The organism is Syntrophobacterales bacterium (assembly GCA_019429105.1).
Classification (GTDB): domain Bacteria; phylum Desulfobacterota; class Syntrophia; order Syntrophales; family UBA5619; genus DYTH01.
This window is the reverse complement of the sequence record JAHYJE010000022.1, coordinates 14,881-36,665: the sequence shown is the minus strand read 5'-3', so window position 1 is coordinate 36,665 and position 21,785 is coordinate 14,881. Positions and strand designations below refer to the sequence as shown.

The 21,785-nt window shown below is 53.8% G+C and carries 20 protein-coding genes; 10 read left to right on the top strand and 10 right to left on the bottom strand.

What is annotated here, in order from left to right; genetic code table 11:
• Nucleotides 1-43: 43 nt before the first annotated feature.
• The 4 genes from K0B01_09010 to K0B01_08995 form a co-directional block, all read right to left on the bottom strand.
• Nucleotides 44-1,354 (bottom strand): TRAP transporter large permease subunit, encoded by a 1,311-nt coding sequence (locus K0B01_09010; protein MBW6486272.1) that lies wholly within the window; start codon nt 1,352-1,354, stop codon nt 44-46.
• Nucleotides 1,355-1,404: 50 nt separating this feature from the next.
• Nucleotides 1,405-1,941 (bottom strand): TRAP transporter small permease, encoded by a 537-nt coding sequence (locus tag K0B01_09005; GenBank protein MBW6486271.1) that lies wholly within the window; start codon nt 1,939-1,941, stop codon nt 1,405-1,407.
• Nucleotides 1,942-2,094: 153 nt separating this feature from the next.
• On the bottom strand, nt 2,095-3,087 hold the full coding sequence (locus tag K0B01_09000) for a TRAP transporter substrate-binding protein (GenBank protein ID MBW6486270.1): 993 nt from the start codon (nt 3,085-3,087) through the stop codon (nt 2,095-2,097).
• A 136-nt stretch (nt 3,088-3,223) separates the two neighbouring features.
• On the bottom strand, nt 3,224-4,714 hold the full coding sequence (locus K0B01_08995) for a diadenylate cyclase (GenBank protein MBW6486269.1): 1,491 nt from the start codon (nt 4,712-4,714) through the stop codon (nt 3,224-3,226).
• Between the two features lie 250 nt (nt 4,715-4,964).
• Between K0B01_08995 and K0B01_08990 the strand changes: the two genes are divergently transcribed.
• Together K0B01_08990 and K0B01_08985 are read left to right on the top strand one after the other, a co-directional pair.
• Nucleotides 4,965-5,759, top strand: coding sequence for an NAD-dependent deacylase (locus K0B01_08990; protein ID MBW6486268.1), 795 nt, complete (start codon nt 4,965-4,967; stop codon nt 5,757-5,759).
• A 13-nt stretch (nt 5,760-5,772) separates the two neighbouring features.
• The gene (locus K0B01_08985; protein MBW6486267.1) at nt 5,773-6,537 is read left to right on the top strand and encodes an NRDE family protein; all 765 of its coding nucleotides are present in this window, start codon (nt 5,773-5,775) and stop codon (nt 6,535-6,537) included.
• A 29-nt stretch (nt 6,538-6,566) separates the two neighbouring features.
• On the opposite strand, the gene mnmE is transcribed toward K0B01_08985, so the two are convergent.
• From mnmE to rpmH, 6 genes are all read right to left on the bottom strand, one after another.
• Nucleotides 6,567-7,949, bottom strand: a complete 1,383-nt coding sequence (gene mnmE / locus K0B01_08980; GenBank protein ID MBW6486266.1) for a tRNA uridine-5-carboxymethylaminomethyl(34) synthesis GTPase MnmE — start codon at nt 7,947-7,949, stop codon at nt 6,567-6,569.
• A 99-nt stretch (nt 7,950-8,048) separates the two neighbouring features.
• A complete protein-coding gene (locus tag K0B01_08975; protein ID MBW6486265.1) occupies nt 8,049-8,996 on the bottom strand; it encodes a Jag N-terminal domain-containing protein in 948 nt (315 codons plus the stop codon).
• 53 nt (nt 8,997-9,049) lie between these two features.
• Nucleotides 9,050-10,750 (bottom strand): membrane protein insertase YidC, encoded by a 1,701-nt coding sequence (gene yidC / locus K0B01_08970; GenBank protein MBW6486264.1) that lies wholly within the window; start codon nt 10,748-10,750, stop codon nt 9,050-9,052.
• 28 nt (nt 10,751-10,778) lie between these two features.
• Entirely contained in the window at nt 10,779-11,018 is a 240-nt protein-coding gene (gene yidD / locus K0B01_08965) for a membrane protein insertion efficiency factor YidD (protein MBW6486263.1), read from the bottom strand.
• Nucleotides 11,011-11,358 (bottom strand): ribonuclease P protein component, encoded by a 348-nt coding sequence (gene rnpA / locus K0B01_08960; protein ID MBW6486262.1) that lies wholly within the window; start codon nt 11,356-11,358, stop codon nt 11,011-11,013. The genes yidD and rnpA overlap by 8 nt, the downstream gene beginning before the upstream one ends.
• Nucleotides 11,359-11,413: 55 nt before the next feature.
• A complete protein-coding gene (gene rpmH, locus K0B01_08955; GenBank protein ID MBW6486261.1) occupies nt 11,414-11,551 on the bottom strand; it encodes a 50S ribosomal protein L34 in 138 nt (45 codons plus the stop codon).
• A 290-nt stretch (nt 11,552-11,841) separates the two neighbouring features.
• Here rpmH and K0B01_08950 point away from each other — a divergent pair, with 290 nt between their 5' ends.
• The 8 genes from K0B01_08950 to trmFO all read left to right on the top strand — a co-directional run bounded on the left by K0B01_08950 (nt 11,842) and on the right by trmFO (nt 21,714).
• The gene (locus tag K0B01_08950; GenBank protein MBW6486260.1) at nt 11,842-12,852 is read left to right on the top strand and encodes an extracellular solute-binding protein; all 1,011 of its coding nucleotides are present in this window, start codon (nt 11,842-11,844) and stop codon (nt 12,850-12,852) included.
• An 81-nt stretch (nt 12,853-12,933) separates the two neighbouring features.
• Nucleotides 12,934-14,022: an ABC transporter ATP-binding protein gene (locus K0B01_08945; GenBank protein ID MBW6486259.1), complete on the top strand. Its 1,089-nt coding sequence runs from the start codon at nt 12,934-12,936 to the stop codon at nt 14,020-14,022.
• A 38-nt stretch (nt 14,023-14,060) separates the two neighbouring features.
• A complete protein-coding gene (locus K0B01_08940; protein MBW6486258.1) occupies nt 14,061-15,734 on the top strand; it encodes an iron ABC transporter permease in 1,674 nt (557 codons plus the stop codon).
• Nucleotides 15,735-15,845: 111 nt separating this feature from the next.
• Nucleotides 15,846-16,100: a type II toxin-antitoxin system HicA family toxin gene (locus K0B01_08935; protein ID MBW6486257.1), complete on the top strand. Its 255-nt coding sequence runs from the start codon at nt 15,846-15,848 to the stop codon at nt 16,098-16,100.
• Nucleotides 16,097-16,432, top strand: a complete 336-nt coding sequence (locus K0B01_08930; GenBank protein ID MBW6486256.1) for a type II toxin-antitoxin system HicB family antitoxin — start codon at nt 16,097-16,099, stop codon at nt 16,430-16,432. Before K0B01_08935 ends, K0B01_08930 begins: the two co-directional genes overlap by 4 nt.
• A 236-nt stretch (nt 16,433-16,668) precedes the next feature.
• On the top strand, nt 16,669-17,853 hold the full coding sequence (gene dprA, locus K0B01_08925) for a DNA-processing protein DprA (GenBank protein MBW6486255.1): 1,185 nt from the start codon (nt 16,669-16,671) through the stop codon (nt 17,851-17,853).
• Nucleotides 17,854-17,855: 2 nt separating this feature from the next.
• Nucleotides 17,856-20,378, top strand: coding sequence for a type I DNA topoisomerase (topA, locus tag K0B01_08920; protein ID MBW6486254.1), 2,523 nt, complete (start codon nt 17,856-17,858; stop codon nt 20,376-20,378).
• A gap of 4 nt (nt 20,379-20,382) precedes the next feature.
• Nucleotides 20,383-21,714, top strand: a complete 1,332-nt coding sequence (gene trmFO, locus K0B01_08915) for a methylenetetrahydrofolate--tRNA-(uracil(54)-C(5))-methyltransferase (FADH(2)-oxidizing) TrmFO (GenBank protein MBW6486253.1) — start codon at nt 20,383-20,385, stop codon at nt 21,712-21,714.
• The last annotated feature ends 71 nt before the right edge of the window (nt 21,715-21,785 follow it).

Here is a 21,785-nt window from a genome sequence, read left to right as displayed (position 1 = left end):
CATCCATTGTTCCAGCCGCGCTTAAAGTTACAACCCAAAGGCGCTACTTGCCGATCATCCGGTTCGGTAGATAAAGGGCGATTTCCGGAAAGACCGTAAGCAGAACGGCGGCCAGCAGCATGATCAGAAAAAAGGGAAGAGCCGCCTTGGCGATCGTTCCCAGGTCGTCATTGTTCAGCCCGCTGATGACGAACAGGTTGAAGCCGACCGGCGGCGTTATCTGGGCGAGCTCGATCATCAGGACAAGATAGATGCCGAACCAGACCGTGTCGAATTTTGCGGCCTGTATCAACGGAACGACGATTGGCGTCGTCATGACGATCATCGAAAAGCCGTCGATGAGGCAGCCGAGAACGAGATAAAGGGCTGTCAGAATGACGATCAGCATGTAGGGGGAAAGCCCCATTTCGGTAACCAGCGTTGTCAGCGCCCGGGTAATTCCCATGTAGCCGATAACGTTGGAAAGGTACGCCGCCCCCATGACGATCAGCATGATCATGGAGCTTGTTTTTACCGTGCCGATGAGACTCGTTTTGAAAACCCCCCAGTCCAGGCTGCTGGTGATCAGGGCAAAAAACAGGGCGCCGATGACGCCGATTGCCCCGGCTTCCGTCGGCGTCGCCCAGCCCATGTAGATGCTGCCAAGGACGAAGAGAACAAGAATGACAACCGGCAGAATGGCCGGAATGGCGAGAAAACGCTCCTTCCAGGTGTTTTTCTCAGCGCTGCGCGGCGCCAGCTCGGGCGAGATCAGGCAGCGCAGGATGATATAACCGCTGAACAGGGAGGCGATCAGGAAGCCGGGGATAAAACCGGCAATGAATAGCTTGCCGATGCTGACATCCCCGATTATCCCGTAAACAAGCATCATCATGCTGGGCGGGATCATGAACCCCAGTGTTCCCGCTCCGGCCAGCGAGCCCATCGACAGGCTGTGGTTGTACCCCCGTTTTTCCAGCTCGGGGATGGTTATCTTGCCGACGGTTGCGGTAGTGGCGGCGGACGAGCCGCTGACGGCGGCAAAGAACGTGGAGGCAAAAATATTCACGTGGATGAGTCGTCCCGGAATGGAGTCCATCCACGGAGACAGCCCCCGAAAAAGGTTTTCCGAAATACTGCTGCGGAAGAGGATCTCCCCCATCCAGATAAAAAACGGCAGTGCCATCATTGCCGAGCCGCTGGTGTTGTTCCAGGCGATATTGGCCAGAATGGAGCCGAAGGAAACGTCGGTGAAGATAAAAAAGCTCCCCATGCCGACCAGAAACAGGGCTATCCCTATCCAGAGCGATCCGCCCAGGAAAACGATCAGCAGGGCTACAATGACTGCGGAAACTGTTCCTATATCAACGTTCACCGGGGTATCTCCTTTTGACCGAAAACAAAGAGTTTTTTTCGCTGTTTGGTTTATCGCCCCAGTTCATCGGTTTCCTCCAGGATGACGAGACCCTCCGTGTCATTTCTTAAAATTGCGATTCCCTTGAGAAATTCCGATAAAAACTGCAGCATGAACAAAAAGGAACCGAGGGGAAGGAAAATCTGCGGGATTGCCAGATAGCTTTCGGTAATCTGCATGGACTGTGTTTTATTGACGACGGAATCCCAAAAGAAAACAAATGTATAGCGCGTAAGCGCCGTGCAGAAGAGAAAGCCGGCGAGCGAACAGGCCATGTTGTAAATTACCCGCCGTTTGCCCCGCAAAAGGTGCGTCATTACCAAGACCCGGATATGCCCACGTTCGCGCAAGGTATAGGCAAGGCCCATGAAGGTAAGCATCGACATCAGATATCCCGAATACTCGTCGGAAATATAGATGGTTTTGCCGAGAACGGACCTCGTGACGATTTCCGCAACCACAATGATTAGAGCAAGGGCGACCAAAAAGCCGGAAATTCCGCCGCTTAAGCCGGAAATCCGATCAATGGCGGTGATAATTTTTTTCATGGATAATCTTTCGTTACTTCGTGTTTCGCCGTCCTGACAAGCCGGCGACAGCTCATCCCGGGGTTTTCACTATGGAAGGCAAGACCGACAAGCCTGTAAAATTTTCCAGGCTTGCCGATCTTGCATTTGAAGAAAAACAATTAATTAATGTTATCAGCGCTTTACCTTCTTCATGAACTCGTCGTAAATCTTTTTGCCATCCGCCGGTGCGCCTTTGAGCCAATCGGCGCGGATGCCTTCGGTAATTTTTTCCAGCTCGCCCACCATTTTGGTGGAGGGCTTCACCGTTTCAATGCCATTTTTGTTGCTGATGGCTTCCTGTTCTTTGTCCCAGGTCTTGACGTTTGCCCACATTGTGCCTTCCATCTCGCGTCCGATCTTTACGAGCAAGTCCTGCTGGGCCTTGGGAAGCTTGTTGAACGCCTTAAGATTGACGGTAACCATGTTGGTCGCGATGGTGATATTCAGGGGTTCAAAGTACTTGAGCACCTCCCAGAACTTGCCGTCAACGGCGGTCGGCGTCGAGGTCATGACGGAATCGATGAGGCCGGTTTGCAAAGAAGTATATACCTCGCTGAACGGAAGCGCGAAGGGGGTTGCGCCGACTGCCTCCATCACCAGGGCGCCGTTCTTGTCGTAGGTTCTGGTCTTCAACCCTTTGAGTTCCTGAAGGGTGGTAATCTTTTTCTTGGTCCAGAGACCGGCGCCTGGCCAAGGGGCGACGTAGAGGATTTTCTGCCCCCATTTCTGGGCGCTTTTGTCAAAGTAAGGACGGGAGATGTCGAGCAGAAGCCGCAGTTCGTCGAAATTCCGCACGAGGAACGGGAGGGTGACGATCTGGAAGGACTTCTCGTCCCCCGCGACGCCGCTGATGAGCATGTCGGAGACGGGAACAAGTCCGTCGCGCACGGCCTTCAGCAGATCCGGGCCCTTGTAGCCCAGGGCGCCGCCGGTGCTGACCACCATTTCCAAGTCGCCGTTTGTCGCCGTTTTCACTTTTTCAGCGAAATCCGTGAGGCCGACGCTGTGGAGATTTTTGGGAGGCCATACCGAATTGGCGTTCCAAACCGTTTTGGCGAGGGCGGGAGTAACAGTCACCCCCAAGATAAAGGCACATACCAACAAGACGCGAACAGCTTTTTTCATACAATTTTCCCCTTTCTTTTATGGTTTTACAAGGTTTTTATTTACAGCTCCAAGTAATTTTGAAGGCTGACCGAAACTTGATTCGTAACATTTATGCCGGCAATCGCCGCCAAACGGCAAAGCCCCAATGGCCGTTTCACCGACTGGTTTCCGGTGCAACGTGCCTGGTTTTGATAACCACCCGGACCACGGGAGGTTTGCCGCTTACGAAACGGATCTCCTTGGGGTAGCGAAGCGAGGGGGTGAAAGCCCGCTGGACATCCAGTTGCGACAAATCAACCGGCTCGGTGATGATTCGGACCCGTTTGCCGCTGAGAGTTTTGGGAATTAGCACCCGCGTCTCCCTGGGCGTCACCGTAATCGACTCTACCTCAATGCCGGCAGGAGGTTTGTTATCGGTAATGGCCTCGATTGGCACACTCACCGGGAGGAGACGCGAGGTTGACACGATGACCTTCTCCGGTCTTATGCTGGTCACGCTCAGATTCGGCGCATTTTTTACCATTTTCCCCGTCAGTAATATTTCCTGCTTGCCCGGACGGATTTTTTCAAGATCAAGCGATATTTTCAGGTCGGCAGGATTAAGGAGCTGCAGTGCCTGGGCTTGTCCCATCAGCATTACATTGGCTTCCGCAATTTTTGGTTCTTCTATAACCAGCTCCATGGGCGCGTTTAAGTACTCGATCGGCACTGCGAATTCCCGCCGGATTATCTCCCGCTGATAGCCGAAAACAACCCACAAGATGCAGGCCAGAACGATGGCGAGAACCTTCTCGCGGGTATTCTCCTTGAGCCAGCGGAGGAAGGGTTTCTGACGGGAAAGGGCGCCGTTCTTCTCGAAAAAAGCTTCCAACTCGACTCGCAGGGCAGACGCATTGGCAATTTTTCTAATTTTTTCTCCGCTGGCGAGGGAAATATCGCCGCTTTCTTCGGAGACCACGATGCAGATGGCATCCGATCTTTCCGAGAGTCCCAGTGCTGCGGTATGCCTGAGACCAAGGTTGCCTTGAGTGGAGGCATTGGCGGAAAGGGGAAGGTGGCATCCGAAACGCATGACCCGATTGCCTTCGACAAGGACGGCGCCGTCATGACCCGAGGAATGGGGATCGAAGACGCTGTCGAGCAGAGCTTTGCTGATTACTCCCGCTAATTCGTTGCCACCGGTAAGGTGACGATCCAGCGGATCCTTCCCCTGAATGACGATCAAGGCGCCTATTTTCTTGCGTGCAAAATCGGCCGCTGTTTCCGCCAGGATATCGGCGCTTTCGTTGAAGGAGGCTGCCGGCGAGAACATCTTGCGGAAGCGCCCGAGCATGGCGAGCCGCTCAAAAAATCGGCGCAGATCCTCCTGAAAAATAACGACAAGAACGAAAAGCAGGATGGCAAAGAAGGACTGGAGAAAGACGGTGGTCAGATAGAGTTCGAAGAAACGGGCGATGATATAAATAGCGCCTAATAGCGTGATTCCCAAAAAAACAAAACGCGACGCCCGATCCTTGAACCAGATGAGGATTGCCGAGATCATGAACGAGATGATCGCGATATCAAGTATATCCAATAAACGGATCATTTTTATAATCTTCAGGGTATATTCGAGCATGGCGAATCCCGTTTGGGTTCCCTTCATGTGAAAGATGGCATTTCCCCGGGTAAGGCAGTTCCTTCCCGTTCTTTTCTCACATGCATATAACCAAAAGCCCTTATAAGTGTCAAGAAATTATCCGTTGCGGGGAAGAATATCTGTTTCAGGAGGCTATTTGTCCTGCGATAACGCCTCTGGATTTACGCATGCATGTTTTTATTGTATTTTTTATGCGGTCTCGGATATATTCAGCGGCAAGGGCGAAAGGTCGCCGCTGCTATAAGGGGAAGAGGCTATGCTCGATCAGGTGCAGGGAAAAATGCTGGACAGCGTCGCGCAGATGATCGTGAACGCGAAACGCGTTGTCTGCTTTACCGGAGCGGGAGTCAGCACGGAATCGGGGATTCCTGATTTCCGCAGCCCAGGCGGCATCTGGACGAAGTTTGATCCGGATGATTTTACGATCGACAAGTTTATGAAAAGCCCGCAAACCAGACAAAAGCAATGGGAGCTGCTGCTGGCGGGCGGTTTGCTGACGGATGCTTCGCCCAATAGGGCGCATCGGGCCATTGCCGAACTGGAGAAGAGCGGCAAACTGGCCTGTATCATAACCCAGAATATTGATGGTCTCCACCAGAAGGCGGGCAACGACCCTGCCCGGGTTTTTGAACTCCACGGAAATGCCCGTACAGCGCGTTGTGTTGGCTGTCGTACCCGCTACCCCATTGAAGAAATTCTCTCTATGAATCCTGATAGAAAAGAAGCGCCCGTCTGTAAACAATGTGGCGGCATTTTGAAGCCGGACGTCATTTTTTTCGGAGAGGCGCTGCCCGAAGAAGCGTTGCGGCAGGCGGCATTTCACGCCGGCTGCTGTGATCTTTTCATCGTTGTCGGTTCTTCCCTTGTCGTTTATCCCGCCGCTTCCCTGCCCCAGCATGCAAAAGCGGGAGGGGCAAAAATGGTCATCATTAATTTTACTCCCACCCCGCTGGACGAACTGGCCGATCTGGTGATCCATTGCGCGGCAGGAGAAGCGCTGGAGAGGATCATTGCCGCAAGCGGGCTGTCTTCCTTCGCAAACAACCAATGATAATGATTTAGCCATGTGTCTTTTGCTTTTTGCCTGGAGGGTTCACGCCGATTATCCGCTGGTGCTTGCCGCCAACCGCGATGAGTTCTACGAGAGACCCTCCGCTCCGGCCGATTTCTGGGACGCCGAGCCGGAGATTCTTGCCGGGCGCGATCTAAAAGAAGGGGGAACCTGGCTCGGGATTACGCGAACCGGCAGGATTGCCGCCTTGACTAACTACCGCGATCCCGCCTCGTTCAAGGCAAGCGCCCCTTCGCGCGGCGGGCTGGTAAGCGGGTATCTTCGCGGCGATGAAAATGCAAGGAACTATCTGGAGGGGCTGGCACTGGATGCCTGTAAATACAACGCTTTCAATCTGCTGCTCGGGGATTGTTCCAGTCTTTATTATTTTTCGAACCGAGGAGCGCAGAAGTGTTTGGAACCGGGAATCTACGGCATTAGCAATACTCTGATCGATGTTCCCTGGCCGAAGGTTCTGCTGGGGAAAAGGAAACTCGCAAAGCTGCTCGCCGGCAAGGGGAAGCCGACGTCAGAGCGGCTCTTCGAGCTTTTGTCCGACCGCACCCGACCGCCCGATGACCAGCTTCCCGAAACGGGGGTCGGGCTGGAATGGGAGAGGGTTCTCTCTTCCCTTTTCATTCAGAGCCCCTTCTATGGGACGCGCTCATCGACGGTTTTGCTGGTCGATAATAACGGGAGGATGACATTTGCCGAGCGGGTGTTTAACGAACACGGCGCCCCGTGGATGACGACGAAAACGGCGTTCAGTTCCGCATAACGACTGCAAGGTAGTTGCTGCCCGTAATGCTATTTTCCAATGCAGAATTTGGAAAATATTCTGTTCAGGATATCTTCGTTTGAGGTTTTTCCGACTATTTCTCCGATGAAGTCCAGTGCTTCCCGGATTTCCAGGGCGACGATTTCGGCGGGCATGCCGTTGACAAGGCCAGAGGCGGCTCTGCCAAGGCATACTTTCGCATTCTCCAGAGAGGTTTTTTGGTGTGAGTGGGCAATAGTCGCAGAAGGAACTTCCCCTGCCTCCGTGTTGACCGCGAGTTTGCGGATGGCGGCGGAGAGAATATCGATTCCTTCGCCATACTTTGCCGAAATTCTCAGAGCCGGCGACAACCCTTCCGGTAAAAGGCCTGTCAGTGATTTTTCATCCGCCCGGGGGGGCAGATCGGATTTGTTGAAAACCAGCAGAACCTTTTTCCCGGATATCTTTTTTAACAGCTCCCGGTCGTCGGTCGTTATCTCCCTGCTTGCGTCAAGCAGAAAGATAATGGCATCGGCGCTCTCAGCTTTCTCCCAGAGAAAGGCGATGCCCTCCTTTTCAATGTCATCCTGAGGGACGCGCAGCCCGGCGGTGTCGGTCAACCGCACGGGAATTCCCTCCATATCCGCGGTTTCTTCGATAAAATCCCGTGTCGTTCCCGGGGTGGAGGAAACGATGGACCTTTTTCCTCCCAGGAGTCTGTTCAGCAGACTCGATTTACCGACATTGGGAGCTCCTGCAATCACGACGCCGAACCCCAACCGCTCTATTTTACCCCATTTGTAGGTAGCGACGAGAGACTCTATCTTATCGATGACGCGATTTATTTTCAAAACATGATCGTCCGCTGCTCCCTCCATTCCCTCCTCGGCGGTGAAATCGAGCGCGGCCTCGATGGCGGCGACCATGTCCAGTAGTTCTTCTCTTATTTCCTGTATTTGACTGGAAAGGCCCCCTTGCAGACGGTTAAAGGCGGCCTTGAAGCTCCTGCCTGTCTGCGCTTTTATCAGGTCATCAACAGCCTCGGCTTGCGCAAGATCCAGACGGTTGTTCAGAAAGGCCCGTTTTGTGAACTCACCGGGGGCTGCCGGCCGGGCTCCTGCCCGTAAAACCGTCTCTAACAGGGATTGGGTGATAAAGGGGCCGCCGTGACAGTTTATTTCCAGGGTGTCTTCGCCGGTAAATGAATGCGGTCCCCGAAAGAGGGTTAGCAAAACCTCGTCGAGCACCTCCTTTGTCTCCGGGGACACTATTTGGCCGTGGTAAAGATGATGAGAGTGAAAATTATGCGGTGGCAAGGGTCTGAAAATCCGGAGGGCAATGTTCTCCGCGTCCGGTCCGCTTATCCGGATTACGCTGATGCCGCCAATACCGGGGGGGGTCGCAATGGCGGCAATGGTGTCGCTGAACATCATGATTTTATTTGCCGTTGTGCATATTGATAAACAGGGAAATTTGCCTGCGCGCAATTTTCTGGATTGTTTCGCAACCCAAGCCTCTGTGCCCTTGAATATTTATTCCTCATCGCGCAGGTTGGCCGCAACGTCGTTTACAGCGGCTTGTTCCTGCCTGGCCGGGACGATGACGATCTTGCGATACTCTCCCTCGCCGCGACTGATGGTCGTAAGCGCCTTGTCATTTTTCAAGGCGATATGGATGATGCGGCGGTCGTGGGGGTTCATGGGGCCAAGCGTTACCGGCTTGCGTGTTTTTTTGACCTTTTTTGCGGTTTGCAGGGCCGTTGTCAGCAGGGATTCTTCCCTCCTTTTTCGGTACTCCTCGGTGTCTATGACAATCCGTTTGCCGTCGTTTATGGAGTGGTGAACAGCCTTGTTCACTATATACTGAATGGCGTCGAGATTCTGCCCCCCCTTGCCGATCAGCAGGCCATCCCCATCTCCCTGAATCTTGAGGATCACCATATCCGCTGCTTCCTGCAACTTTACCCGGGCAGGGATATTCATTCTTGACAATATTCCTTCGACAAGTTCCAGCGCCTTTTTCGCTTCCGGTTGGGCGGGGGTGGGGGCATCCGCAAGGTCTGCGAAAGCAATTTCTTGTGTGGCCGACCGTTTTTGGTTACAACCTTCCTCAGAACTATCTGACGGGGAATTCCTTTCCGGATTACGTTTCTTTTTTGCAGCCCTGACTTCGGTTTTATTTTCCATTCTCTTTTCCCGCATTGTCGGGGAAGGGAAGGGCGCCAATGCTGGATTTGCGTATGCTGCGGGCAAAAAAACAGGCGCAAGCGGAGGGGCGTCATTTATCAGATCATCGAGCTCCCGGTCGATATGCAGAACGCCGGCCCTGATCAGGGCCTTTTTGGAGCCAAATCCTAAAAAGCCTGGATTTCCCTCGGCAATGATCTCTATCTTCAGTTTTTCCCGTGTTGTCTGAAATTCCCTGCAAGCCTTTTCTATTGCTTCGTCTATGGTTTTGGCTTCAATATCAATCGCTTCCATCTTGTGACTCTATCTCCATTTTGAACATTAGCCACGCTTTTGAACCATCTTTCTCACGCCAGTTTTTTGTTGGTGTACATCTGCTGGCCGATGCTGATTACGTTATTGAGAAGCCAGTAGATAACCAGTCCCGATGGGAAATTTAGAAACATGAAGGTGAAAATAATCGGCATAAACATCATTATTTTTGCCTGCATGGGGTCGGCGCCCGTCGGGGTCATCTTCTGCTGCATGAACATCGTTGCGCCCATAATCAGAGGCGTTAAGTAGTAGGGATCCTTTGCGGAGAGATCCTGAATCCACCAGAAAAACGGGGCATGACGCAACTCGATCGCGTACAGCAACCCCTTGTAGAGGCCGAAGAAAACGGGTATCTGCACGACCATCGGCAGGCAGCCGCCCATCGGGTTCACTTTGTGGGTTTTGTAGAGAGCCATTGATTCCTGGCTGAGCCGGGCCTTGTCATTCTTGTATTTTTCACGCAATTCCGCCATTTTGGGCTGTAGCTTCTGCATCTCCTTCATCGAGCGGTAGCTCTTGTTGCCCAGCGGCCAGAAGATCAGCTTGATCAGGATCGTCAGCAGGATAATCGCGATTCCGTAATTGTGAATATAGCCGTAGATGAACTTGAGGGTAAGCAGCATTGGAATGGCAAGCCATTTCAGCCAGTCTCCAAAATCGATGGCGTTCTCCAGCTTGATGCCCTGTGCCTTCAAAACATTGAAATCCTTGGGCCCAAGAAACAATTTGTACTTGAAGACGGAGGGCTGCCCTGGTGGAACCACGTTCTTTGGCCCCAGCATACTTACAGAAACCAGATCGCCTTGAGTTTTAACCAGCCTCATGCTTGTCAAGGAAGGGTTTTGCGGGATCATCGCGGCAATGAAGTATTTGCTTTCGAAGCCCCCCCAGGAGACATAGGGTCCCATTGTTTTGTCCGCATCCATCTTCTTGACCGCGGGACGATCTATTTTATCGGCCACATAGGAAACCGGTCCATCGTGGCCGTAACTGTCGGTCGGCGCCTCCGGATCCACAAACTGGTGCCAGGTCAGGGCCGCGTTTTGATTGATTGGAGCATCCCGGAGGTTGTGCACCTTAACTTCCAGATCAAAGGAGTAACTTTCGCGATTGAAGGTGAATATCTTGTCGATGCGCAGATCGCCGGGATAGGATTGGGTGAAGACGAGACTGCGGTTTGCTTCCCCTTTAGTCAGATCGAGCAGACTGCCCTGCGCCTCAAAGAAGGCGTTATCCGGAATATTGATCGTTGAGTCCGGAAAGGTTACGGTAAAGGGCAGGGGCATTCCTTCAGTTACATGAACCAGCTCGATTGGCTGGGGCGCTTCGTGAACCGGTTTTGTTTTGCCGATCAGCCCATAGAAGGTTTCGGCAATGTCTTTGGTGCCGGGAATGGATGTTTTGTACTGCTTCAACTGAAAGGATTTCAACGCCGCGCCCCGGGTGGTGAAGATCGCCCGGTAAAGGGGGGTTTCCACGACAACGTCCCGTTCGGAGCCGATGATTGCTGTTGCAGATATTATAGTACCCGGCGCGGTGGTGGCGGCGTTGTTGGTTGCGACTGACGGCAGCACGTTCTGCGGGACCGCAGCGGGGGCCTTTTTATCGGCGCCGGATACGGCGGCGGACTGCTGCTGCACAGGCGGTTTGACCGGGGGCTTGGCGAAAAAATATTGATATCCCATCAAGACAATAACCGATAAAACGACGGCAAGAATTGTTTTCTTGTCCATTAAAACCTCCAAATTTGTAGCGTTATTTTCATTTTACCGGGTCATACCCACCGGGGTTCCAGGGGTTGCAGCGGAGGATGCGCCTGATGCCCATAAACATCCCCTTGAAAGGGCCGTAATGCTGCAAAGCAGTGATCGTGTATTCGGAACAGGTAGGGTAAAATCGGCAGTTGGAACCGATAAGCGGCGAAATGGCTATCTGGTAGATACGCACCAGTATCACCAGCAGTTTTCCGAATGTCACTGAAAAAATGTTTTTTTTAGACATCTGTTCTCGTTAGCAGCCGACTTTCAAGCTCGGCGTAAACATCCTTATATGTCAATTGTGAAATGCCCCTTTTGGCGATTACCACGATATCGTGCGCTGCCGGAAGCCTTTCCTTGTTCAGTCGGAAAAACTCCCGTAAAAGACGTTTGATTCGGTTTCTTTTGACGGCGTTTCCAACTTTCTTGCTTACCGTGGTTCCCAGCCTTCTTGCATTGGTCTGATTAGGGCAGGTGATGATGGTGAAGTTTCTGGTGTAAACCCTTTTACCCTGATCATAGATTCGCAGGTAGTCCTGCCTTTTTCTGATCCGCTCTTCTTGTTGAAACGATTGAGATTCCATTCAAGTTGCCCCCTGTGAAAGGGGCTGGTTATCCCCGCCTGAAACTGTAAATCCCTTAAACCGCCAGCCGTTTGCGGCCCTTTGCCCGCCTTCGGCTGAGGACATTCCGACCGCCCTTGGTGGCCATGCGCACCAGAAACCCATGGGTGCGTTTTCTTTTGGTATTGCTGAATGTGGTCAATGTCTTCTTCATTTTAAATTCTCCCAATCCGATGTTTATTGATTGGGCTCTAAACCATAGTCACGATAATTTGTCAAGCAATATGAAGGCCTGCAACAGGGGATGGAGAAAGGCAGTTGCCAATTTACGGGGGAAGCGTGTTTATTTTTTTCTTGCTTTCGGAACGGGGGATATAATAATCAGCATCCGTCAATGATTCAATTGACAAAATGGTTCGCCGGACATGCAGCGGGTGCCGATGCAGTCAGGAAACAGGATTGAAAACGAAGGAATAGTTGGTGAACAACCGGAAAGGAGAAAAAATGAGGAAAAAGATGGCATTGGGGGTAATTCTATCCGTCCTCACGGCTGTGGCTGCGTTTGCGGCGGAGCCGTCGGGGGCGCTGGTCGAAAAGGCTAAGGCGGAGGGCAAGGTCGCCTTTTACGCGAACATGACCGCCATTGAGCCGATCATCGCTGATTTCGGGAAAAAATATGGCGTCAAGGCTGAGTACACGCGGCTTTCCACAACCAAGTTTGTCGCGACGATCATGACGGAACATGCCGCCGGAAAACTCACTGCCGATGTTCTGCAGGCCCCGGTTCCGGTTCTTGAATTCCTGAAGGAGAAGGGGGTGATTGCCTCCTACGTCTCCCCGGCCGCGGCCGGGTATCCGAAGTGGGCGAATACCGACGGCAAGATCCAGCTCTTCGGGATCGAATACGCCGCCCTCATCTACAACAAGGAACTGGTAAAACCGGCAGATGTTCCCAAAACATATCAGGATTTGACCGATCCCAAATGGAAGGGGAAGATCGTCATGGCCGATCCCGCCACCCATCCGACGACCATTTCCTGGCTGGTGGGTCTGAAGGAAAATGTCATTAAATCCGATGCCGAGTGGATGAAATTTCTCAAGGGACTGGCCGCGAACGACCCCATGTTCGTCGCGTCGTTCGGCCCAACCCCCGCCCCGATTGAAAGCGGCGAGAAGCTGATCGGCATCTCCATGCCGAAATATATTGTTACCAAGGCCCCGGCGCCGCTGGATTGGGCGCATGTTTCGCAGCCGATGATGGGAACGCCGCGCGGGATTGCGATTGCCGCCAAGGCCCCGCACCCGAATGCGGCCCGCCTGTTTGTGGACTACTGGCTCTCCCGGGACGCTATGACCATCATGGCCGCCAAGGTCGGCGAATATGTTCTTACCCCGGGCGTTTACCCGCCGATCGCCGGGATCGACAAGGCGAAGGTCATCCCGATCCGGGAGCTTTCCGATGCGGAGATCAAGAGCTGGGGCAAGGAATTCAAAAAGATTTTTGCGAGGCCGTAAGCGGTTGTCTCGACCTGTTTTTATCTTTCGATGTTCCGGGAGTTTGTGCAACGCTTCCGGAACATTTCTGGAAATGCAATCATGGAAATAACGATCAGAAATCTCTGTAAAAACTACACCGTGGAGAAAAAGAGCTTTGCGGCACTCGACCACATTGATCTGACCATCCCCGCCAACCGAATCTTCACGCTTTTGGGACCCAGCGGTTGCGGCAAGACCACGCTTTTGCGGTGCATCGTTGGTTTGGAGATGCCCGACGCCGGGGAAATTGTCATCGGCGACGAGGTGGTTTTTTCATCGCAGAAGGGCATTTCGCTGGCCCCGGAGAAACGGGGCTTGGGGATGGTCTTTCAAAGCTACGCCATCTGGCCGCACATGAATGTATTCGATAACGTCGCCTATCCGTTGCAGACGCAGAAAGTTCCAAAGGAGGAAATAGCCGAACGGGTGGAAAAGACGCTCCATTTTGTCCAGTTGGACGGATTCGGGAATCGTCCGGCAACGAAACTCAGCGGTGGGCAGCAGCAGCGGGTAGCCCTTGCGCGGGCGCTGGCAGCCGAGCCCAAGGTAATTCTTTTCGATGAGCCGCTTAGCAACCTGGACGCCAAACTGCGGGAGGAAACGCGCAAGGAGTTGCGGAGGTTTCTGACGGAGCTTGCGATTACCGCTGTTTACGTGACCCACGACCGGCTGGAGGCCCTTTCCCTGTCCGACAATGTGGCGGTTATGAAAAGCGGGCAGATTGTCGAGATCGGCACCCCCTGGGAGATCTATTTTGACTCCGACCGCCGTTTTGTCGCCGATTTCATCGGGCGCGTCAATTTCATCGAAGGCAGCATCGCGGAGGCCGGGCGGGACTTCACGGTTGTAAATTCATCAATTGGCCCGATTGTCTGCGAAAAGAAAAAGGACTACCCCGTGGGGGAAAAAGTGACGGTCGGCATCCGCCCCGAGTTCATTAAAACCTTTCGCGATGATCCCGGGGAAGGGGAAAATACCTTCCGGGGAAAAATCGAATCCCTTGTTTTTGTCGGGGATGTCTGGGAGGCGGAGGCGCGGATTGCCGATACGCGGCTTGTGCTGCGCATCGACCCGACCCTGCCCATCGCCGTGGACGAAGAGATTTTTCTGCACCTGAATCGGCGTTACTGCTCGCTTTTGTTCCATTGAATGCCCAGTATTAGGAACCGGCAATAAGGCAGAACATTATGAAAAAACAAGGGGCGATCCTCTCGCCGACGCTGATTGCAATAGTGGGTTTCCTGACGGTTTGCCCGATTCTAATGCTTGCCCTCGGGAGCTTCAGCGAGGGGCTCGGCGCCTTTGGAACCTTGACGACGGCGAAGTATGTCAGCGCCTATACAGACCCTGAATTTGCAAAAATAATAATCAATACGGTCATCTTTACCCTTGGCTCGGCCTTTGTCGCGACGGCGCTCGCGCTCTTTCTGGCCTATCTGAACACCCGGACCAATGTTCCGTTCAAGTTTCTTTTCCAGATCATCTCGCTTGTGCCGATGATGGTTCCCCATATCCTGTTTGCCGTGAGCTGGGCGCTGCTGCTTAACCCGACCAACGGGATGCTCAATATCTTTCTCCGCCAGATATTGGGGTTTGATGCGATATCGTTGAACATTTACACCTTGAAGGGGATGATTCTTGTGGAGGGACTCCTCGATCTGCCGATTGCCTACCTGGTCATCGCCCCGGCGATGTCGTCTTTTGACGTCTCGCTGGAGGAATCGTCCCGGGTCTGCGGCGCTTCGAACTGGCGGACGCTCTTTCGGATTACCCTCCCGGTGCTGCGTCCGGCGATCCTGGCCGCCGCGACGCTGGTTATTGTCCGCAGCATGGCCTCGTTTGCCGTTCCTTCCGTAATCGGCATGCCGGGGAGGATATACGTGCTGGCGACGCACATTTATCGTGTTGTGGCAACTGGTTACGCGACAGATTACGGTTTGGCGGCGGCAGTCGGGATGAGCGCCCTGGTCGCGTCGATTACGCTGATTTTTGTATATCGGCGCTTAACGAAAGAGGGAGAAAAATACGTGACGGTCACCAGCCGCGGCTACCGTCCGAGCACGATCTACCTCAAAGGGGCGCGCTATCCGCTTTTCGGGATTGTTGGAATTCTTTCATTTATTCTGATAGTTTTGCCAGTTGCGGTGCTCTTCTACACATCCTTGATCCCCTATTCAATGGCGCCGAGCGCGAAGGCGTTTGCCAGCATGAGCTGGAGGCACTACTTGGCGGTGCTGAACGATCCGGTTTCGCTTCTTTCCCTGAAAAACAGCCTGCTGCTCGGGGTCGGAGGGGCGACCCTCGGCATGGTACTTTCGTTTTTTGTCGCCTATACAATCGTTAAAATAAGGTCAAAAGCCTCCGGATTTCTTGAATCGCTGAGTTTTCTCTCCTTTTCGTTTCCCGGTATAGTCGTCGGAATCGGCTTCATGTGGTTTTTTGTGCAGACGCCCCTCTATTCGACGATCTGGGCGCTTTTGATCGGCTATATCGCGACGTATCTTCCCTACGGAATCAGGCCGCTTACCAGCGCCTTTGTCCAGATCCACGGAAACCTCGAGGAATCATCACGCGTCTGCGGCGGCGGCCCGCTCTACACGATGCGGAGAATCGTTCTGCCGCTTCTGGTTCCGGGAATTGTTTCGGGATGGATTTTGATGGCAACGATGTTTGTCCGGGAACTGAGTCTTTCCGTTGTCCTGTCCCGCCCCGGCACGGAGGTGCTTGCCGTTCAGATACTGCGATTTGCCGAAGACGGCCTCTGGGGAAGATTGTCAGCCCTGGGCATACTGATGATCTTCATTTCGACGACGCTGGTGCTCACTGCCTCGCTGATTGGCAAGCGGCTGACAAAGATTTGATTAGTTTTATTTTTATCTCGTATTATCAGATAATTATATGAAATGATATTCATGCCACTTTAGCCCTGAAAAAAACATTGACATGATATCATATTGTGTTATCATCTGGCCATGAATGGCAAACACAGGAAAACCCTTGAAGCCATATTTACCAACCCCGTCGACGGAAACATTAAATGGTCGAGGATAGAGGCGTTGTTCGTTGCCGTTGGATGTGTTGTTGAGGAGGGTTCCGGTTCTTCCGTTACCTTTGAGAAAAGCGGAAGACGGGCATACTTCCATCGCCCTCATCCTCAAAAAGAGTCGTTGCGATACCGGGTGACAGACGCCAGGCATTTTCTTGAATCTATCGGAGTAAAGCCATGAACGCTATGAAATACAAAGGATATGCAGCTCGTATCGAGTATGATGCCTATGACCGCATATTTGTAGGTCATCTGGTCGGTATACGTGACATCGTGGGGTTTCACGGAGCGTCTGTTGAAGAGCTTGAAACCGCATTCCATGAGGCAGTTGACAATTATCTTGCTGCTTGCACCAGACTGGGACAACAACCCAATAAACCGGTTTCCGGCAAGATATTGCTGCGAGTGCCGTCTGAAATTCATTCTGCAGCTATAATGGCGGCCGAAAGCGAGGGCAAAAGCCTCAACCAGTGGGCCGCTCATGTTTTGGCCGAGGCTGCGAACTGCAGTTGAATAAGTTCCATTCCATATAACCATGCTGGAGGGAAGTATGCACTGGTTGATAATACCCCCGTTTCCTAGGGTACTGTCTTTGGCGAGGCATTCAATTCCCGGAAAACAGCCACGCTCAGTTCCAGCGCCTGTAGTTGCTTCGCCGCAGTTTAATCGGGACATTCCCCAAAAAGCTTGACACCCCACTTAGGTGCGTATATCCTCCCTCAAATTTTTCAAGGGGAATATGTACGGGGATGGACAGGGAGACGTTAAAATACTGGCTCGCGCTCAGGGCTGTTGAGGATGTCGGCTGCGTGGGTTTTCGCACGCTGCTTAAAGCCTTTCACGCGCCGCGGGGGGTGTTTTCGGCCTCCGGGCAGACGCTCAGGGTAATCCCCGGCATTGGCCCCAAAACGGCCGATAATATCCGCTCGTTTTCATCCTGGGGAAAGATTGAACAGGAGCTGGACCTCGCCGAAAAAGCGGGCGTAGAAATAATCGTCTGCACGGACCCCCGCTATCCCCATAACCTTTTAAATATATACGATTACCCGCCTTTTCTCTACGTCAAGGGTTCGCTCATTCCGGATGATGTCTGCGTGGCGGTTGTCGGCTCCCGGGTCGCCTCTGTTTACGGCCGCTACACGACGGAAAAACTGAGCCGCGAGTTGGCCATGAAAGGGGTTACGGTGGTAAGCGGTCTGGCGCGCGGGATAGACGCCGCCGCGCACCGGGGCGCCCTCGCCGGCAAGGGTCGGACAATTGCCGTTCTCGGTACGGGAATCGACACGATATATCCGCCGGAAAACGTCAAGCTTGCCGAGCAGATCAGCGAAAACGGGGTGCTTGTTACCGAATTTTCGCTGGGTACGCCGCCCAATGCCCCCAATTTTCCCTCCCGGAACAGGATCATCAGCGGGATTTCGTACGGAGTTGTTGTTGTGGAGGCCGGGGAGAAAAGCGGCTCGCTGATTACGGCCAGAATCGCCTCCGAACAGGGGCGTTCTGTTTTTGCCGTGCCGGGGGAATTCGGGGCCTCGGGTTCGCGGGGGACGAATCATCTGATCAAGCAGGGGGCGACGCTGCTCGAGGGCATCGATGACATTCTTGAGGAAATCATGCCCCAGGCCGGGTTTTTCCGGCCGGATACGGGTGAATTGCCTCCCTCGCTGCCGGCGCAACAACCGCTCGCCGGGTCTGACAAAGCCATGAGCCAGGGAGCGAAAGAAAGGCTCGCTTCGCCTGCGGAAAATCCGACCATCACCGATGGCGAAAGCCGGCTGCTCTCATTGCTTTCTTCAAGGCCGCTTGACATCAATACGCTTATTGAAAAATCCGGTCTGTCCGCCCGGGCCGTACAAAATTCACTACTTACTCTCGAGCTGTCCGGTTTGATCAAGCAGCTTCCCGGCAAGAATTATTCACTTAAGGAGTCATAAATTTGAAAGAAAAAAATCCGGTTAATTCGTTAATTATCGTTGAGTCCCCCACCAAGGTGAAAACCATCGGCAAATATCTCGGCAAGGGGTTTGAAATAAGGGCCTCCGTCGGCCATATAAAGAACCTTCCCAAAAACAAGCTCGGGATCGATACCGAAAATGGATTCGAGCCGACCTACACGGTTATGGAAACTAAAAAAAAGGTGGTGGCCGAGCTCAAGAGGGCCGCGGCGCATGCGGATCGCATCCTGCTTGCCCCCGACCCGGATCGCGAGGGGGAGGCGATCGCCTGGCACGTCGCCGAGGAAATCGGCAGCAAGAAGGTTGTCCAGCGCGTGCTTTTCAACGACCTGACCAAGGAGACGATTCTCCACGCCATAGCGCACCCTCGCGAACTCAATTTCGATTTGTACGAGGCTCAGCAAACAAGGCGCACCCTCGATCGGCTGGTCGGCTATCAGATAAGCCCGATTCTGTGGGAAAAGGTGAGGCGGGGCTTGAGCGCCGGCCGGGTGCAGTCCGTTGCCGTCCGGATTATCTGCGACCGGGAAGCGGAAATTAAAAAGTTCAAGCCGGAGGAATTCTGGAATCTTACCGCTGTTCTCGAAGGGGAAAATCCTCCCCCGTTTGAGGCGAAGCTGCTGAAGGTGGATGGGAAAAAGGCCAAGGTTCCGGATGGGGCAACTTCCGCAAAAATCGCCGCCACCGTAAAAGAGGCGGCTTTTATTGTTGCCGCTGTCGAAAAAAAGGAGGTCAAGCGGCAGGCGCCGGCCCCTTTTACGACGAGCAAACTGCAACAGGAGGCCGCCCGCTGGCTGCATTTTACCGCCAAAAAGACGATGTCAACTGCCCAGAAACTCTACGAGGGGATCGAACTGGGCCGGGATGGTCAGGTTGGACTTATCACCTATATGAGGACCGATTCCGTCCGCGTCGCCGCCGAGGCAGTCAGTGAAGCGCGGGATTACATAAAATCATTTTATGGCGATTCTTACCTGCCGGCAAAGGCCAAGGCCTTCAAGGTCAAGGATGCGGCCCAGGATGCCCACGAGGCAATCCGGCCGACGGCGGTTTCCCGCTCGCCAAAAGAGATCAAGGAATTCCTCAGCCCCGATCAGTTCAAATTGTACCAGCTCATCTGGAACCGCTTCGTCGCCTCCCAGATGAACCCCGCCCTGCTCGACCAGACTACCGTTGACATCGAGGCCGCGAATTGCCTCTTCCGGGCGCAGGGGGCGATCATGAAATTCCCCGGTTTTACCGTTCTTTACACGGAAGGCAAGGATGACAACGGGGAGGACAAAGAATTCGGGAAGCTGCTGCCGGAGGTTCGCAAGGGGGAAACCCTCAAGCTTCTTGCTCTCAATCAGGAACAGAAATTTACTCAGCCGCCGCCCCGTTTTTCGGAGGCGACGCTTGTCCGGGAACTTGAAGAGAAGGGCATTGGCCGCCCCAGCACCTACGCGGCGATTATCAGCACGATTCAGGACAGGGAATACGTCAAGCTGGAAAAGAGCAAGTTTTTTCCTACTGATCTGGGGGTGCTCGTTACGGAACTGCTCGTGAAGAATTTCCCCCGGATTCTCGATGTTGCCTTTACCGCGTCGTTGGAAACCCAGCTTGACCAGATTGCGGAGGGTCAGACCAAGCGTCTCGAGATGCTGAACAGTTTTTATGCCCCTTTTCTGGACGAGCTGAAAAAGGCCAGTGCGGGGATGCGCAACATAAAGCGGGAGGAGATTCCGACCGATATCGTCTGCGAAAAATGCGGGAGCCCGATGGTGATAAAGTGGGGGAAAAACGGCAAATTCCTTGCCTGTTCCAATTACCCGACCTGCAAGAACACGACGAATTTCACCCAGGATGAAAGTGGGAAGATTATCCCGGAGACAATGGTTGCCACAGAGGCTCAGGCAGAGATAAACTGTGAAAAATGCGGGAGTCCGATGGTCGTAAAGATGGGGAAAAACGGCAAATTCCTTGCCTGTTCCAATTACCCGACCTGCAAGAACACGACGAATTTCACTGAAGACGCCGACGGGAAGATCATCCCGGAAAAGGCGCCCACGACGGACGAGACCTGCCCGCTATGCGGCAAGCCGCTGGCGGCCAAACGGGGACGTTATGGAGCATTCTTTGGCTGTTCGGGATATCCTGAGTGCAAATTTATCCTTAAAACCACTTCCCGGGCAATACCGGGAGGGGAGACGGAGGCGGGGGAGGAAACCGCTCAGGTTTGCGAAAAATGCGGCAAGCCGATGGTTGCAAAACGGGGGCGTTTTGGGACATTTCTCGGGTGTTCCGGATATCCCGAGTGCAAAAATATTGTCAGGACGCCCCGGGGCGCGGCAAAAGAAAAGGCTCCCGTCGAGCTTACCGATGTCCTCTGTGAGAAATGCGGCAAGCCGATGGCGGTGCGGAAGGGACGCTACGGTAAATTTCTCGCCTGCACCGGCTACCCGGACTGTAAAAATATCCAGAAATACAAGGCGCCGGAGGCGTCAGAGGTCAGCAGTGACGAATGACAAGCTGGGCAAGGACGCACCAGTCGCTGTAATCGGCGGGGGACTGGCCGGTTGCGAGGCGGCATGGCAACTGCTGCGGCGGGGATGCCGGGTGCGCCTTTACGAAATGAAGCCGGAGCGTTTTTCTCCGGCGCACAAGTCGCCGCTTTTGGCCGAACTTGTCTGCAGCAATTCGCTCCGCTCCGACGACCCGCACAATGCCGTAGGCCTCCTGAAAGAGGAGATGCGGCAGATGGATTCGTTGCTTCTTGCCGCGGCCGCCGTAACTGCCGTCCCGGCGGGAAAGGCGCTCGCCGTAGACCGAACCGCCTTTTCCCGCTATATTGAGGAAAAACTTTCTGAAAATCAAAATTTGGAGATAATCCGCGGTGAAATAACCGAGATTCCGCCTGCGGGGATAGTCGTCATCGCCTCCGGGCCGCTTACCTCCGATAGCCTTGCCGCGGCGCTCTCCCGCCTGACCAATGCCGGCAGCCTCTCTTTTTATGACGCCATTTCGCCGATTGTCGAAGCGGAATCAATCGACATGACGAAGGTATTCGCCGCTTCCCGTTACGGTCACGGCACGGCTGACTACCTGAACTGTCCCCTGTCTCGCGCCGAGTACGAGACATTCTGGAAGGCGCTGACCGAGGCCGAAAATGTACCCCTTCGGGAGTTCGAGGAGAAAAAGTTTTTTGAGGGCTGTCTGCCGATCGAGGTCATTGCCAAGCGCGGGATTGAAACCCTTGCCTACGGCCCGATGAAGCCCGTCGGTCTGCTTGACCCCCGCACCGGCCGCCAGCCTTACGCGGCGGTGCAACTGCGCCGGGAGGACAGGGAGGGCATCCTCTACAACATCGTCGGGTTTCAGACGAAAATGACCTGGCCGGAACAGCAGCGGGTGCTGCGCATGATCCCCGGTCTGGAAAATGCCGAGTTCGCCCGTTACGGAAGCATCCATCGCAACACCTTTATTGACTCCCCCCGCCTGCTTTTGCCGACGCTCCAACTGGGCGCCGACCAGCGGATATTTTTCGCCGGGCAGATTACAGGCGTCGAAGGGTATGTCGAATCGGCGGCGATGGGGCTTGTGGCCGGGATTAATGTCTCCCGCCTGCTGGCCGAAAAGGAATTGCTCCTGCCCCCGCCGGAAACGGCCCTGGGCGCGCTCATCGGTCATCTGACAAATCGGGAAAGCAAAATTTTCCAGCCGATGAATGTTACCTTCGGCCTCTTCCCGCCGCTGCCGGGCCGAATCCCCAAAAAAGAACGGGGCGCGCTCTACTCCCAACGGGCCCTCGCCGCGCTTGCCTCGTGGCAGGAAAGCCTTGGGCCGCTTTCCCTGTTGACTTAAAAGGGACATTCGGGTAGTAACACAACGCCAGTGCAATCCGTTCATAAACACACAGCTTGATTTTATGGGGC

Coding starts and splice junctions, on each gene's coding strand:
- K0B01_09005 (MBW6486271.1), bottom strand. CDS start 1,941: ATGAAAAAAATTATCACCGCCATTGATCGGATTTCCGGCTTAAGCGGC.
- K0B01_09000 (MBW6486270.1), bottom strand. CDS start 3,087: ATGAAAAAAGCTGTTCGCGTCTTGTTGGTATGTGCCTTTATCTTGGGG.
- K0B01_08995 (MBW6486269.1), bottom strand. CDS start 4,714: ATGAAGGGAACCCAAACGGGATTCGCCATGCTCGAATATACCCTGAAG.
- K0B01_08990 (MBW6486268.1), top strand. CDS start 4,965: ATGCTCGATCAGGTGCAGGGAAAAATGCTGGACAGCGTCGCGCAGATG.
- K0B01_08985 (MBW6486267.1), top strand. CDS start 5,773: ATGTGTCTTTTGCTTTTTGCCTGGAGGGTTCACGCCGATTATCCGCTG.
- mnmE (MBW6486266.1), bottom strand. CDS start 7,949: ATGATGTTCAGCGACACCATTGCCGCCATTGCGACCCCCCCCGGTATT.
- K0B01_08975 (MBW6486265.1), bottom strand. CDS start 8,996: ATGGAAGCGATTGATATTGAAGCCAAAACCATAGACGAAGCAATAGAA.
- yidC (MBW6486264.1), bottom strand. CDS start 10,750: ATGGACAAGAAAACAATTCTTGCCGTCGTTTTATCGGTTATTGTCTTG.
- yidD (MBW6486263.1), bottom strand. CDS start 11,018: ATGTCTAAAAAAAACATTTTTTCAGTGACATTCGGAAAACTGCTGGTG.
- rnpA (MBW6486262.1), bottom strand. CDS start 11,358: ATGGAATCTCAATCGTTTCAACAAGAAGAGCGGATCAGAAAAAGGCAG.
- rpmH (MBW6486261.1), bottom strand. CDS start 11,551: ATGAAGAAGACATTGACCACATTCAGCAATACCAAAAGAAAACGCACC.
- K0B01_08950 (MBW6486260.1), top strand. CDS start 11,842: ATGAGGAAAAAGATGGCATTGGGGGTAATTCTATCCGTCCTCACGGCT.
- K0B01_08945 (MBW6486259.1), top strand. CDS start 12,934: ATGGAAATAACGATCAGAAATCTCTGTAAAAACTACACCGTGGAGAAA.
- K0B01_08940 (MBW6486258.1), top strand. CDS start 14,061: ATGAAAAAACAAGGGGCGATCCTCTCGCCGACGCTGATTGCAATAGTG.
- K0B01_08935 (MBW6486257.1), top strand. CDS start 15,846: ATGAATGGCAAACACAGGAAAACCCTTGAAGCCATATTTACCAACCCC.
- K0B01_08930 (MBW6486256.1), top strand. CDS start 16,097: ATGAACGCTATGAAATACAAAGGATATGCAGCTCGTATCGAGTATGAT.
- dprA (MBW6486255.1), top strand. CDS start 16,669: ATGGACAGGGAGACGTTAAAATACTGGCTCGCGCTCAGGGCTGTTGAG.